The sequence below is a fragment of the Phycisphaerales bacterium genome (assembly GCA_029268515.1).
Lineage (GTDB): Bacteria > Planctomycetota > Phycisphaerae > Phycisphaerales > SM1A02 > JAQWNP01.
In genome coordinates this window covers 1-14,452 of record JAQWNP010000007.1, presented here as the reverse complement: position 1 = coordinate 14,452, position 14,452 = coordinate 1, and the positions used below count along the sequence as shown (strand labels likewise).

11 protein-coding genes and 1 tRNA gene are annotated in these 14,452 nt (G+C 52.8%); 5 read left to right on the top strand and 7 right to left on the bottom strand.

Annotation, left to right across the window (positions count from 1 at the left end):
* Positions 1–72: 72 nt before the first annotated feature.
* From mfd to P8J86_05720, 3 genes are read right to left on the bottom strand one after another with little or no spacing between them, the layout of a single operon-like run.
* On the bottom strand, positions 73–3,477 hold the full coding sequence (gene mfd / locus P8J86_05730) for a transcription-repair coupling factor (protein MDG2054190.1): 3,405 nt from the start codon (positions 3,475–3,477) through the stop codon (positions 73–75).
* A 35-nt stretch (positions 3,478–3,512) separates the two neighbouring features.
* Complete coding sequence (locus P8J86_05725) at positions 3,513–3,836, bottom strand: helix-hairpin-helix domain-containing protein (protein MDG2054189.1); 324 nt, start codon at positions 3,834–3,836, stop codon at positions 3,513–3,515.
* Positions 3,833–5,371 (bottom strand): endo-1,4-beta-xylanase, encoded by a 1,539-nt coding sequence (locus tag P8J86_05720; protein MDG2054188.1) that lies wholly within the window; start codon positions 5,369–5,371, stop codon positions 3,833–3,835. The genes P8J86_05725 and P8J86_05720 overlap by 4 nt, the downstream gene beginning before the upstream one ends.
* A 225-nt stretch (positions 5,372–5,596) precedes the next feature.
* Here P8J86_05720 and P8J86_05715 point away from each other — a divergent pair, with 225 nt between their 5' ends.
* Positions 5,597–6,526, top strand: coding sequence for a phosphoribosylaminoimidazolesuccinocarboxamide synthase (locus P8J86_05715; protein MDG2054187.1), 930 nt, complete (start codon positions 5,597–5,599; stop codon positions 6,524–6,526).
* A 3-nt stretch (positions 6,527–6,529) separates the two neighbouring features.
* Here the strand turns inward: P8J86_05715 and P8J86_05710 are convergent, their stop codons facing one another.
* Positions 6,530–7,462 (bottom strand): bifunctional 5,10-methylenetetrahydrofolate dehydrogenase/5,10-methenyltetrahydrofolate cyclohydrolase, encoded by a 933-nt coding sequence (locus P8J86_05710; protein MDG2054186.1) that lies wholly within the window; start codon positions 7,460–7,462, stop codon positions 6,530–6,532.
* A 4-nt stretch (positions 7,463–7,466) separates the two neighbouring features.
* Here P8J86_05710 and P8J86_05705 point away from each other — a divergent pair, with 4 nt between their 5' ends.
* On the top strand, positions 7,467–8,231 hold the full coding sequence (locus P8J86_05705) for a type III pantothenate kinase (protein MDG2054185.1): 765 nt from the start codon (positions 7,467–7,469) through the stop codon (positions 8,229–8,231).
* Positions 8,212–9,195 carry a 50S ribosome-binding GTPase gene (locus P8J86_05700; protein ID MDG2054184.1) on the top strand — a complete coding sequence of 328 codons (984 nt, stop codon included), beginning with the start codon at positions 8,212–8,214 and terminating at the stop codon, positions 9,193–9,195. Before P8J86_05705 ends, P8J86_05700 begins: the two co-directional genes overlap by 20 nt.
* 19 nt (positions 9,196–9,214) lie before the next feature.
* Here the strand turns inward: P8J86_05700 and P8J86_05695 are convergent, their stop codons facing one another.
* From P8J86_05695 to P8J86_05685, 3 genes are all read right to left on the bottom strand, one after another.
* Positions 9,215–9,604, bottom strand: a complete 390-nt coding sequence (locus P8J86_05695; protein ID MDG2054183.1) for an FHA domain-containing protein — start codon at positions 9,602–9,604, stop codon at positions 9,215–9,217.
* Positions 9,605–9,693: 89 nt separating this feature from the next.
* Positions 9,694–10,473 (bottom strand): enoyl-ACP reductase, encoded by a 780-nt coding sequence (locus P8J86_05690; GenBank protein MDG2054182.1) that lies wholly within the window; start codon positions 10,471–10,473, stop codon positions 9,694–9,696.
* A gap of 45 nt (positions 10,474–10,518) precedes the next feature.
* Positions 10,519–10,592 (bottom strand) — tRNA-Arg (locus tag P8J86_05685).
* A gap of 291 nt (positions 10,593–10,883) precedes the next feature.
* Here P8J86_05685 and P8J86_05680 point away from each other — a divergent pair.
* Both P8J86_05680 and P8J86_05675 read left to right on the top strand, forming a co-directional pair.
* Positions 10,884–14,078 (top strand): tetratricopeptide repeat protein, encoded by a 3,195-nt coding sequence (locus P8J86_05680; protein MDG2054181.1) that lies wholly within the window; start codon positions 10,884–10,886, stop codon positions 14,076–14,078.
* Positions 14,079–14,117: 39 nt separating this feature from the next.
* Positions 14,118–14,452: hypothetical protein (locus P8J86_05675; GenBank protein MDG2054180.1), on the top strand; the 335-nt coding region annotated here is incomplete at its 3' end.

Below are 14,452 nucleotides of genomic sequence, written 5' to 3'. Positions count from 1 at the left end.
AAGGAAGATCGGCCGTGCAAGCCAGTGCTCTGCAAGAAAGGCTGGGACAAAACCGATCTCACCTCTGATCGCTCAGGAAGCAGGCCCCTCTGAAACGCCCCCTCTTTCAGATGAAGACCCACGAAGCCGGTGAGCCAACCTCGACGCAACCACATCCGCCTTGAACTCTTCCGCTGGTGGTCGATAGAAAAATTCGACCATCCCCTGAGCATCTGGCTGACCAACCACCCGCCGCATACCTGGCGCATCAGCGAGCTGAACTTCAAGAAGGTGCCCATTTTTGGTCTTGAAGACCAGATCCTCTGCCATTCGGAGCACCGAGTGAACAGCCAAATTTGCCGCCAGGACACGAACCCGATGCAGGTCAACCAGGCGATGTGAGACCACTGGCAACTGCCCATAAGCACTTTCCAAAGCGGCGACTGCTCGATCGAGCTGAGCTTCATCAGTTGCCTCTGCAAGCCGCCGATAGGCATCAAGCCTGCGTGTTTCTGAGGGGATGTACCCCCGTGGCAATCCCACCTGAATCCGCAACTCCACTTGTGGTGATGGTGGCGGCTCGGGCTCACGCTTGAGTTGACGCACTGATTTTTCGAGCAAACGACAGTACATCTCATACCCAATGACCGAGATATGTCCGGATTGCTCAGAACCAATCAGATTGCCAGCCCCACGAATCTCCAGATCACGCAGTGCAATCTGATAACCCGCGCCCAACATGCTAAAGCCTTCAATCGCTTTGAGCCGCTGCAGCGCAATGGCCGTGGGCGGCCGATCACGCGGCAGCAAGAGATAACAATAAGCCCTGTTCTTATACCGCCCTACTCGGCCGCGAAGCTGATGAAGCTGCGCCAACCCGAACTGATGAGCCTGATCAACGATCATTGTATTGGCATTGGGAATATCAATACCAGATTCGATAATCGTGGTGCACACCAAGATGTCGATCTCACGGCGAATGAATGCCAGCATGACTCGCTCAAGCTCACGCGGACGCATTTGACCATGGCCAATGGCAATTCTCGCATTGGGCACCATCCGCTGGACCTCATCGGCAGTCGACTCAATACTGTGCACACGATTGTGTAAGTAAAACGCCTGCCCCTCACGAGCAAGTTCACGCTCCAACGCACGAGCGATACGCGACTTTTCGTAGGCCATGACTTCTGTCACCACCGCACGGCGATCAAGAGGCGGCGTCTTCAGTGAGCTAATGTCACGCAAACCTAACATTGCCATATGCAGCGTTCTTGGAATTGGCGTCGCACTGAGTGTCAACACATCGACAGTGGCACGCATCGCTAACAGCCGCTGTTTATGCTCGACACCGAAACGCTGTTCTTCATCGATAATGACAAGCCCAAGGTCTGCAAATCGAATATCACTGCTTAAGATCCGATGGGTACCAATGAGCACATCAACTTCACCCAAGCCAACCCGCTTGGCGATTTCCTTTTGATCGCTGGGGCCTTTGAAACGGCTCAGCGACTCAACAACCATGGGGTAACCGGCCATTCGAGCAGCGAAAGTACGATCATGCTGCTCAGCAAGCACCGTCGTCGGCACCAGCACAGCCACCTGCTTGCCTGCATTGACCGCTTTGAATGCCGCCCGCACCGCGACTTCTGTTTTACCAAAACCAACATCTCCACAGATCAATCGATCCATGGGACGCCATCGCTCCATATCTCTTTTGACATTGGCAATCGCATCAAGCTGATCAGCCGTTTCATCATATGGAAACGAGGCTTCAAACTCTGATTGCCAGGATGAATCAGGTTCATACTTAATACCTTTGACAGACGCTCGAGCCGCCTGCACACGAAGAAGATCACCCGCAAATGACTCTACCGCGCCAGCAACATCAGCTTTTTGCTTCGCCCAAGTCTTGCTACCCAGCGTTGAGAGTTTGGGATCACCATGAAATGCCCCAATGTACTTCTGCACGAGATCGATACGCGTCACCGGCACATGGACCAGTGCCCGTTTGGCAAACTCAAGTGTCACATACTCTTCCACTTCCGGCTCAGTAGACTGCTTGACGCGTGAGCTGGGCGTGATCCCGATGTACTTGGCCACACCATGGTCTCGATGCACCACAAGATCACCTACGGCAATTTCGACAAAGCGATCAATACCTGGCCGATCACCACCTGCTTGATCCTGATGAGCACCAACGCCATCTTTCGCACCATCACCCTGCCCACGCTGAGCAAAGCGACGACGGACACCATGACGGCCCATCAGTTCATCATGAGGCAGCAGCATCCACTGGTCAGGTGGCGAGCCGAGAACAAAAGACTCTCGCAAATAGCGAAGCTCAATTTGCACCTTATCAACGAGTGTTTCCTGCTGCTCAATGATCTCTTCAAGACGTTGAGCTTCACCATTATTTTGGCAAGTCACCACGACATTTTGATGTGAAACAAGTTCCATCAATAGTTCTGCTGGCCCCATGCCTGGGGTCAGCGCTGGTGGGTCTGCCATCGATGCTGAAATTGCCTGAGCGTCACCTGGTGAATCGTGACTGCGGATGGCGCAGACACAACTGGCCCGCTCCAGAAGCTTGGCTTGCACTTCTTCCCAGGTCAGAAGCCCTGCCTGATCTTGCACGCGATCGAGATAACTGCGTCCCTGCTCGGCCAGCTCCCGGATATCACTGAGTACCACAACCGCGTCGTCTGGAAGCAGGTCAGCCAAGGTGACACCATGTTCCCAGTGCGTCTGATCGATATCTGCTGCGATAATTTCGACACGATCAATACGGCGATCAGAACCAAGGGTGTCAAGATCAACCTCATGCAGTGACTCGAGTTCATCACCGAAGAGATCCAGCCGCACAGGCATACCAAGACTTGGGAACAAATCGACAATACCACCGCGTACCGCAAACTGCCCTGGCCCATCAATCGAATCAACCCGACGATAGCCTGCTTGATTGAGCCAAGCCAGCAGTCCCCCCCGATCAACATTCTGCCCAACTTTAAGCGGGTGCACCAAATGGGCAATCTCATCTGGTGCGGGGAGCGATTGCATCAATGAGGCAGCAGAGCAAACAACCATGCCTGCCACCGCGTTGAGTAAAAACTGCTGCTGCACATGAAGGCGTTGAGCAAGAATTTCTGGGCTGGTCTGCTCCATCCCTGGCAGCGTTTGCTGAGCCGGAAATACATATGTAGATAAGCCCGGATGAATATCATCACGCAACAAACCCGCCGCCTCATCGGCCGCATCATCCACCGCATCAAGATGAGCCGTCACAAAAACCACCGGCCCTTTGGAATCAGCGAGCAACTGACAGGTGGTTGCAGCAAAAACGACCGCGGCAGTTTGATTCAATGGCGCAAAATCGACAAGGCCTCCAGCCCTGATACGTCGCAAACTCTCCGCCATTGCGGGATCCGCGCGCAGTCGATCCATCCAGGTCACAGCCACAAATAGCTCCACCATCGTCACACCCACTATCCCCTGGGTCATGGGGCCCGGATACGACCGGGATGATCAGGCCTACTCTATCGGCGCGAGCTACTTGCGACCACAAGCAATCTGAGTTCAGCGATCCGAACCGGTCCAATGCCAGCGATCTGATCAAGATCGTCGACCGAAGCATACAGACCTGTTTCTTGTCGCCACCGCACGATCCGCTGAGCCAATGCTGCCCCAATTCCTGGCAATAACTCTAATTCAGCAGTCTTCGCTTGATTGATATCTATTCGGAGATCGGGCGCAAGAATTGAACGCGATGGCAGAGGAGGCACTGCGAATGTCGTCACAACAGACAAACCAAGCAACAAACTCACAAACAACTTTTGCTGCGATAAACAAGAGCGGCTCATGTGTTTGCCTTCACTGGCAATCGCAGCGGCCCCAGCGGCTTGCGAAGCGTGCGCCGATGGGCTGCAAGACGGCTAAGCGCCATCTTGGGCTTCCCCTTCTCACTAATCAAACCAGAGTGCTTCAATGCCACACCATCGTGGTCATAGAGATCTGTCCACAGTACCGAATCAACAAATGGCTTAGAGAGTGACATTGCAAAGGTACGTGTGGCCCACATCGCCTGTTTCTCTTGAGACCAGGCCCCCATCCACTGACCGCCAAGCAGAGCCTCTCCTTGCCCCTGTTCACTGGGCACGCCAATAGCTGTCAAAACCACTGGAATTTCAATAAGGAAAAACGAATCCAAGAGATCACTGACCTGCATGAGATCTCGAACCTGAATTCCGCCTCGAGCATCTCCAAACAACAGCTGGACGCCAATCGCATCTATACGAATACCTTCTTGCAGCACTTGCTCCAAAAATACACGCGGTGCAATTGAGTCCTTGTTGATGGCACCATGCTCGCCGAATGGCTCACGAAGCTCTAGTAAACAACGAGCGGTGCGACGCGCTTCTCGCACCGCCAACACACTCATTCGAGTCAGATCGAGCAGTTGTTGGGGCGTGAATGAGAAATAGTCATTGAGATTCAGGCCACTCCCGACATTCCATATGGCTACCGCGTTCTTATAGCGATCAACAACACGATGCAGATGATCATAAAGCAAATCGCGACAAGCCTTGTAATCATGTTTCCACACTTGCATCCAATCGGGCATCCAACGCTCCGAAAGATTAAGCAGTGGCCCCGCAAGAACAGGCTTGCCACACTTTTCAGCCCAAGACATCAATCGATCGGTTGCTCGCCAGTCAATCTCACCTTGACGAGGCTCCATATCACGCCAGATCAGTGGCAGTGAAACAACATCAAACTCTCGCTCAACTAAATCAAGCACAGACTGATCAAATCGACTCGGCCAAAGACGCAAGCCCAAGGTCGTTGTAGAAGCAGCACGCTGGCCATAGCGACGGTGCAATAGAATTTGCGCATGTGCCGTGGCCAGACGCTCTGACGCATCCACACTTTTAGCCAATGCCTTGTTCGCTAAACGAGTCGCCTCACAACCATTTTTAGCGACCAGCGCCCGAGTCAACAGTTGACGCGCGTCTTCCCAATTTGCAACCGCGGGATGCTCTTGGCTGAGATCGAACATCTGCCACTCTTCCGATTTGCTCAGAAACATCTTGATGCGATGCCGAGCCAGTTCAACTGATAAGTTGTAAGGCTCGTCTCTTTGGCGGAGAAGGCATGTCTGCAGCATCAATAGACCACGCCCTGCTACGTCGTACTGAACCGTCATGGCCATCGCACCCGCTGCCCCCGAATCCCCACGAAGAATCCCATTCACGCCAGCCTTGGTGCTCTTGCGAAAGTCTATTTTTCCTGGCAAGGCTCGCAGATTCTTGTCCATGAGATAAGCGCTTGAGGCATCAAGATTGCCTTCACCAGCATCTTCAACTGAGGGACTGAAATATTCCAATGACAGCGACATAAGCTCTTTCCAAATCCAGCATTCAACCGCGACCCTTGATTTGAGGCCGCCCACAATCCTTCTCAATACGGCCCGCACGAACCGCTATCTTCCCATTGTCGCGTGAAACGAGCCGACTGCAATATGAGAGGGTGCTTTCAATCCGGAGAATCCGGAAAAGGTGTCTATGTCCATTTTTACCACAGCAGCAATGCTAGACTAAGCCCCATGAGTATGACAGATTCAATGAACACCGTTTTTCAGACCGATCTCCCCCTCCCCGGCCGTCGACAGGGCAAAGTACGCGATATTTATGAAGTTCCAGGCGATGCCAATACCCCGCCTCGAATGTTGATCATCGCCTCTGACCGCATTAGCGCTTTTGACGTCGTCTTGCCCACACCAGTTCCGGGCAAGGGCTGCATGCTCACTGGCATCGCTGAAAAGTGGTTTGACTTTGTCCGCGAACTCAACATCATCGAAGACCACCTTCTATCAACGCGGGGCAACGATGTTCCCGGCATCTCGGAAGATGAAGCCGCCTCGATTGATGGACGAGTGATGGTCGGACGGGCCTGCGAAGTCATTCCTGTTGAGTTTGTCGTGCGCGGCTACCTCGCTGGCTCTGGATGGGTCGAATATCAACAAAATCAGTCCGTCTGCGGCGTCTCTCTACCCGCGGGCCTGATGCAGTGCAGCCAGCTGCCTGAACCGATTTTTACCCCAGCAACCAAAGCCACTGTGGGGCATGATGAGAACATCGACTTTGAAACCTCATGCTCGATTGCTGGCAAGGATGTCATGGAGCACTTGCGCACGGTCTCGCTCAATATGTACAACGCCGCCGCCGAGTACGCCCGAGCCCGTGGCATTATTCTCGCTGATACCAAGTTTGAATTTGGCTACCCGATCGACCACCAAGGCAACCGGTGCGGCGAACCTATTTTGATCGATGAGATTTTGACACCTGATTCATCACGCTTTTGGCCTGCAGAAGAGTATGAAGCGGGCCGCGATCAGAACTCATTCGACAAGCAGTACGTACGAAACCACTTGCTTGGCATGGTGAAGGCCGGAAGCTGGGATAAAACCCCTCCAGGCCCAGAGCTCCCCGATGAAATTATTAGCAACACGCTCAAACGCTATCGCGAAGCTCGTGACCGCCTCTTCGACTAAACGCTAGCGACCAAGACGCTCGGCAGCTTCAACCGTATTGCGGAGCATCATTGCTACGGTCATCGGACCAACGCCACCAGGAACTGGCGAGACGTAGCCTGCGACTTGCGCCACCTCATCGTAGACAACATCACCAACCGTATGCACCTGGCCGTCATCGCCTTTGACCCGATTGATGCCAACATCGATCACCACCGCGCCGGGTTTAATCATGTCGCCTCTTACCAGACCAGCAACGCCTGCCGCTGAAACGACAATATCAGCACCACGCACCAGCGCGTCTAGAGATTTGGTATGCACGTTTGTAGAAACCACTGTTGCCTGAGCTCGCATTAAAAGAACTGCGACAGGCTTCCCTACGATGTTGCTGGCACCCACACATACAGCACAAGCCCCCTCAAGCTCCACACCTGTGGACTCAATCATCTCCATGACTGCAAGAGCCGTGCACGGCACCAAGCTACGGCGACCATAGACAACCTTACCAATGTTCGCTGGATTCACACCTTCTACATCTTTATCAACTGCAATCATGGATTGAATTCGCTCGGTGTCCACACCTTTTGGCAAAGGCAGATGCATCATGATGGCTCGCACATCCTCATTGGCATTGAGTAAGAGAATGCGACCCAGGATGTCATCTTCCGTCGCCTGACCAGAGAGCTCATGAAGGTGATATTCAATACCAACCTCAAGACAGGTCTTGGCCTGATTCCGGGCATAAATTGCTGCAGGACTATCAGCCCCACCAACCAGTAAGGCATCGAGCCTGACCGGCCGCCCCTGCGCTTTCACCTCAGCCACAAGCGCCCCTATCTGGGCTTTAAACTTCGCTGCCAGAGAGATCCCGTCAATCATTGTCGCTGTTGCTTCCATCATGCCCACAAGAATATCGTCTCCTGCGTACACTGTGGGGATGCCACAGCCAGAAGTCATCGCAATGAATGTAGGTAACACCCGGACCCAGATTGGCCAAATCAGCGAGGGGAAGCTCGCGACAGCCGTTCGTATCCCAAATACAGACCTCGCCAAAATAGTCCAGCATGTGGTTGCCGAAACAAAACGTCTCCCAGAAGTGCCCGCAATCGTCCTTGCCGCTGTCCATGAACAGATGGGCGAGACAATGACCTCAGCACTTCAGGACCAATTGGCCACCGACGTCTATCAAGTCGGGAGAGATGTGCCCGTTCCAATTGGCCAATCACTTGATCGCGAAACGCTGACCGGCATCGATCGGATGCTCAATGCCGCAGCAGCCTTTGACCAACTCCAACAGGCATGCGTTATTGTCGATGCAGGCACCGCAGTCACTGTTGACTTTGTTGACGGCGAAGGCACATTCCATGGCGGCGCGATCGCACCCGGCGCACATATGCAACTCGAGGCACTCTCTCAACATGCTTCAGCGCTTCCTGAAATCAAATGGCGCAAACCTGATGACGAACCCTTTGGCCGAAATACCGCAGAGGCAATGCTGCAAGGCGTCTACTATGGAATCCGAGGCCTTGTTCGTGTTGTTGTTGAACGTTATGCAGAGCACTATCGAGCGTATCCATTAGTCGTGGCCACAGGTGGTGACAGTCAACTGTTGTTTGACCAAGATGACTTTGTAGATCGCGTGATTCCAGACCTGACACTCGAGGGAATTGCTGTGGCCGTGCGCCATGCACTTGCTACTGATCAACATGAGCAAGAAGAAAGCTGAAGCTGTCGTTAGAGCCACACTGACAACACCACCAATTCCAGGTGCCGTTGCGATCATCTTGCTGCAAGGAGATTGCGCCGCAATACTCAGCAAGCTGACCGGGCGAAATGATCTGCGTTTGGGCCAAACACATTTAGTCGACTTTGTAGATATTGACGAAGGCCTTGCATTACCGCTCTCAGAAAAGACCGCACTGCTTATGCCCCATGGTGGGCCAAGAATTGTGGAGCGACTGGCTTCATGGCTCATTGAACAAGGCGCTCTCTGGAGCGATGCCCAAGACATCGACTGCCAATCACTCTTCCCAGAAGCCGCCGACGCTTATGAAGCGTTGATGCTTCGCACCCTGGCAAAAGCCAATAGCCGCCTAGCGGTTGATCTCCTTCTAGACCAGCCCAAACGCTGGCGGCTCAAACCTGTGCTCGATCGTGACGACCTGAGTCGAAGCTTGCGACTCAATCGCCTGATTCAACCAGCTCACATCGCCTTGGTCGGCCAACCCAACGCAGGCAAGAGCTCACTGATGAACGCACTGATGGGCAGGACCATCTCGATCGCAACCCATCTGCCAGGGACGACCCGAGACTATACGACCGGTCTCATCGATCTCGCCGGCATCACAGCCCTTGTTCACGACACGCCTGGTCTCCGTCAAACACAGGACCCCATTGAAGCAAGCGCTATCGAACTAGCCGCTTCAGTGGTGGCGCGTGCAGATCTTGTTGTTTTACTAAGCGCGCCTGACTGTGGGTGGCTGGATACGGTGTTTTCTCGCGCGCCAGACATCACGGTTAGGACCATGGCTGACATTGCCAAATGCGATGATGGTGATATCTGCATCAGCAGCCAGACCCGAGAAGGCCTGAGCCATCTCACCCAAATGCTGAAAGAACGCCTCGTTCCAGAATGCGACCTCAATCATCCCGGCGCTTGGCTTTTTGACTCGCAATTGTCGGACATCTGACCTCAGGGGCCGCCATTGCCTACCAGCCTGCGTTCTGATTATCCATGAGCGTATTGGTTCCTTGGCGAGACGAGACGGTTCGAGCCTCTTTCGCCTCCGCAGCCGACTCGAACGTTGCTGAAGAATACTCAATCACCGTATCTCCAAATGCGAGCTGGTCACCATCACTGAGCACGGTCGCAGTCGACATGAGCTTGCCATTGCATCGAGTTCCATTGGTTGACTTCAGATCCTTGGCAACATGCTTTCTCGAATCATGGCTATAGCTCACACTCAAATGCGAGCGAGAGGTCTTTTCATCAGCCAAGGCAATGCTCGACTCCTCCCCACGACCAATCACAACCTCCCCCTCACTAAGAAGGTAAGCCTCACCATTATTTGGTCCTTCAACAATATAAATCGTCGCCATCACTATCACCCTCTCGCCTAAAAAACTCTACTGACCTACAACCAGAGCGTAGATCCACAAACCTGCAACATTCATCCCTTCGATCGATTCTATAGTCCAATCGTACTGTAACCACAGTCAACATGGATGACTTCACCAGTCACGCCACCAGCCAGTGGGCTGAGCAAGAAAGCGGCCGTATCACCGACATTGCCGCCAGTCACATTGCGTTTGAGCGGCGACTTCTGTTGCACCCAATCAAGAATATCAGCAAAGCCTCCCACTGCCATTGCACTGAGCGTTCGAAGTGGGCCACCCGAGATGCAATTGACACGCACATCTTTTTCACCCAAATCAGCCGCCAGATAACGTGTTGCTGATTCAAGTGCCGACTTCGCAACACCCATCACGTTATAGCCAGGTATTGCCTTCTCAGCGCCGTAGTAACTCATAGAGACCATTCCACCACCATTGGGCATGATCTGAGCCGCACGATTACCCATTGCCATATAGGTATAGGCACTGATATCAAGCGCTTGATTAAACACTTCTCGTGGTGTCGCCGCAAACTTTCCTGCCTTGAGCCAATCACGATCCGCAAAAGCGATCGAGTGCACCAAGAAATCAATCGAACCAAAGTCCTTACCCAACTTGTCGAAGACGCGATCGAGATCTTCATCATTAGAGGCATCGAGAGGTTCAAGCCATGGATCAGCAATACCAACTTTTTCGATTGCCTTTGAACAACGACGAGCCATCTTTTCGCCAGGCAAATGCGTAAAAAGACATTCACCTCCCTCACGCTTAATGGAGGTCGCGATATGAGTGCCGTAACTATGCTCGTTGGCAACACCAACAATCAGACCGCGTTTCCCTTCAAGAATGCCCATACGAATCAGACTCCTGTATATGCAAGGCCATGGCCGCTGATCAAACACGCGCGGAGGGACTCGAACCCCCAACCCTCGGTTCCGAAGACCGATGCTCTATCCAATTGAGCTACGCACGCTCAGGGAGATTCAGATTCTACTCAAATGTCCCAGGCCCGCCAATGGACGCACGAACCACCAAGGAAGCAACGCAGCCCGATATAGACGCTCGAAAGAATGCCCAACAAAGCTCGCCAAAGTCCAATCTGACACAAGGAAAGCACTCCGGTTATTGCATTGCTCAATCCTGGAGATGCCTGGCATCAAACTGATTCCCTTGTCCAACATGACGCCACAAGCACCTAATATCCAGGCGAACTGGCTCTGCATAGATAAAAAAATGCCTCGATGCCCATGCCTGCGGTACCCTGATGGGCATGCCTGAAGGTTCTGGTGACAAACCAACGCCTGATCCGGATGCCACGCTTGATCAGCCTAGCGTGCGTGGGCGATCAAACCCCATTGGTTTGCAGCCCGGCGATACTGTTGGAAACTTCAAAATACTAAGCCGGCTCGGCGAAGGTGGTTTTGGCGTTGTCTATCTCGCCGATCAGTTGGCACCGGTCAAACGCCGTGTGGCGCTGAAGATCATCAAACCAGGCATGGACACTCGGGCCGTCATCGCGCGCTTTGAGGCTGAGCGACAAGCACTGGCCTTGATGAACCATCCCGGTATTGCGCGTGTCTATGAGGCGGGCACGACCGACGATCACCGGCCCTTTTTCGTCATGGAATATGTGCAAGGTGAACCGATCACAACCTATTGCGATCGGCATCGAATGAACACTCAAACACGACTACGGCTTTTTGCTGCCGTCTGTGATGCCATCCAACACGCACATATGAAGGGCGTCATCCACCGTGATTTGAAGCCGGCCAACATTCTGGTCATTATCAATGAGCGAGATGAACCTCAGCCTAAGATCATTGACTTTGGCATTGCAAAAGCCACCAGCCAATCGCTGACAGAAAACACCTTGTTCACTCAACAAGGCCAGCTCATTGGAACGCCAGAATACATGTCACCTGAGCAGGCTGAGATGAGCGCCGTTGACATCGATACCCGAAGCGATGTCTATTCCCTCGGCGTGCTCCTGTATGAACTACTGACTGGCCACACACCTTTTGAGTCACAGACACTTCGAGAAGCTGGCCTGGCCGGCATTCAACGGATCATTCGCGAACAAACACCACAAAGACCCAGCACCAAGCTCACCAGCATTGACACAAACGATGCTTCCCAGGTCGCTCAGTTAAGAGCAACAAGTATCGACCATTTACGAGGTATTCTGCGCAAGGAACTTGAGTGGATCCCACTCAAAGCGCTGCGCAAGGAACGCAACGAACGGTATGCCTCTGCCAAAGAGATGGGCGATGACGTACATCGCTATCTTGATGGCGATGCGCTTGAAGCTGGCCCTGAATCGGCAAACTACCGCTTGCGCAAATTGATTAAACGCAACAAGGGCCCAGTGATCGCTGCGGCAATTATTTTCATTGTGCTCGTACTTGGCATTGTTGCAACATCTCTCTTTGCAGTTCGAGCCGCATCTAATGAAAAAGAAGCTGACCGCCAAGCAAAACTCGCTCAAGAGAATGCCAATCAGGCTGAACTTCAGAAAAAAACAGTCACGGCGCAGTATGCCGCGCTGCAAGAAGTTGCAGATCAACTTGAGCAACAGCGGCAGATTGCTGAACTGAAGTCCAATGAAGCAAAGGAGGCGGCACAACAAGCGACGGAAGAAGCCATTAGAGCAACCGAAGAAATGCAGCGAACGCAACTGATCTTTAGCTATTTGAATAACCGTCTCTTCAGCGCTATTGATCCACGCTTAAGGGGCGCAGGGCCAGATCAATTCAGAGCAGAACAACCATTTATTGAAGTGCTTGATCAGGCCATGCAGCACATCGATGAAGACTTTACAGATGAGCCTGAGCTTGAGGCTCGCATCCGCACCACCATGGGACGCGCTTACTTTGGACTCGCTCGCTTCGAAGCCGCGGCCCAACAAATGACCAAAGCCCTGACACTACGCCAGCAAGTTAATGGGCCAAATCATCCCAAGACACTATCGATCCAAGCTGCCTTAGCACAATCCAAAGCAGAACTTGGTGAGATAGATCTTGCAGAGTCAATGCTCCGCCATGTACTCGAAAAGCAAATCGAAGCCAATGGCCCAGATGACATTGAGACCATGATGACGGCCAATGGTCTTGCCAGCCTCTTACATCAGCAGGGAAAAACAGAAGAGGCGGAGTCCATTTATCGAGCACTGCTGGCGAAAGAAAAACCACAAACACAAATAGACCTTCCGCCGAATGTGGATCAACGACCCAACGCCAGTCTGCTTGGCCCCGAAATGTCTCAACTGACCGTCGGTACCGGGTTCAAAGACAGCCAAGAAACGCCGGCTTCAATCGAAGCACAGGCCACAGAACAATTCATGCGACCAAATATCCAATCACAGGTTGCAGTGAATCTTGCCATCATGCTCCGGGAGCGCGGCGAACTCGATGAGGCCCTTAAACTTGCCGAGAAGGCATGGCAAGACACACGTCAAAGAGGTGAGACCGACTCAGCACTCAACGCTGCCAATGAACTGGCGATCATTCACTACACCGCAGGCCGCCTCGACCAAGCAACAGAAATGCTTGAATGGGCACTTGAGCAGCAAATGCGCCGCCTGGGAAGAGCTCACCCCCACACGATTGACTTGATGAATACTCTGGGTGCGGTCTGTACTGAACAAGGCCAAATGGAACAAGCCGCCGAGTACTTGCAGACGGCAGGCGATGTGATTGACGAAATGTATGGCGATGAAAGTGAAGAGGCACTTGCGAACCTCAACAATCTCGCCGCTTGGTATTACAACAGCGGACAGTACCAGCAAGCCGCACAACGCTTTGAACGCGGCGCCAAGCTCAGTGAAAAACTCAACGGCCCAGAAGCCCGTGACACCTATTTCTTAAAACTCAATTGGGCTGTTGCCCTGGACACACTCCAGCAAGACCAACGTGCTGAAGCAATGCTCATCGAACTCGTCGAGCAAATCACAGCCACGTTCGGCCCTGATGATGCCCTTTCACTTAAAACCAGGCGCGCGTTGGCTGACCTCTATGAGGAGTCGGGACAGTCTGCCAAAGCTGAACCGCTGCTTCGCCAAGTCCTTCAAACGCAACAGGCCCAAGCACCAGATCAAATTGAGACACTAATCACCATGCAAGCGCTGGCAAGACTCTTACGTGAAACCAGCCAATACGAAGAGTCAATCAGCCTCTACGAGCCAGCATTGGCGGGCTTAGAGGCTCAGGGCTATCGACCGATTGCGGCCATCGTCCGCGGCGCTTATGGACGCTGCCTCTTTCTCGATGGGCAGCTCGACAAAGCTGGTCCAGTTTTAGAACAGGCCTTTAAAGAAGTACAGATGTTTCATGGGCCAGAAAGCCCACGGAGTCAGGACATCCGTTCTTACATCAACGATCTTATTAATGCCTATCAGGATGCCGGCAATATCAAGCGAGCCGCCCAATATCGAGCCCAGCTTGAAGAGCTCGAAAAAGAGTAGGCCAAAATGTTTACACACTTTTTTTAGAATTGTTTAGCTATGCCTGATCAAACAAACGCTCCTGATCAACATGATCACGACAAGCGTGTGCATGAACTGTTCATGCAAGTCATTGATCTACCTCAACAAGAGCAACGGGCGTTCCTAGACAAAGCATGTGGTGATGACACGGATCTGTGTAACGACGTACTCGAACTGCTGCGCTTCAACGAGCAGCAGACGAAGACCGTCGCTGATCACAAGAGCTCGTCAGACAGATCACAACGAATGACGCTTGCCCGCGGTGAAACCATCGGCCCCTATACCATTATCGATGCGCTCGGTGAAGGTGGCTTTGGTGTCGTCTATCTGGCCAAACAGACCACGCCAGTCAA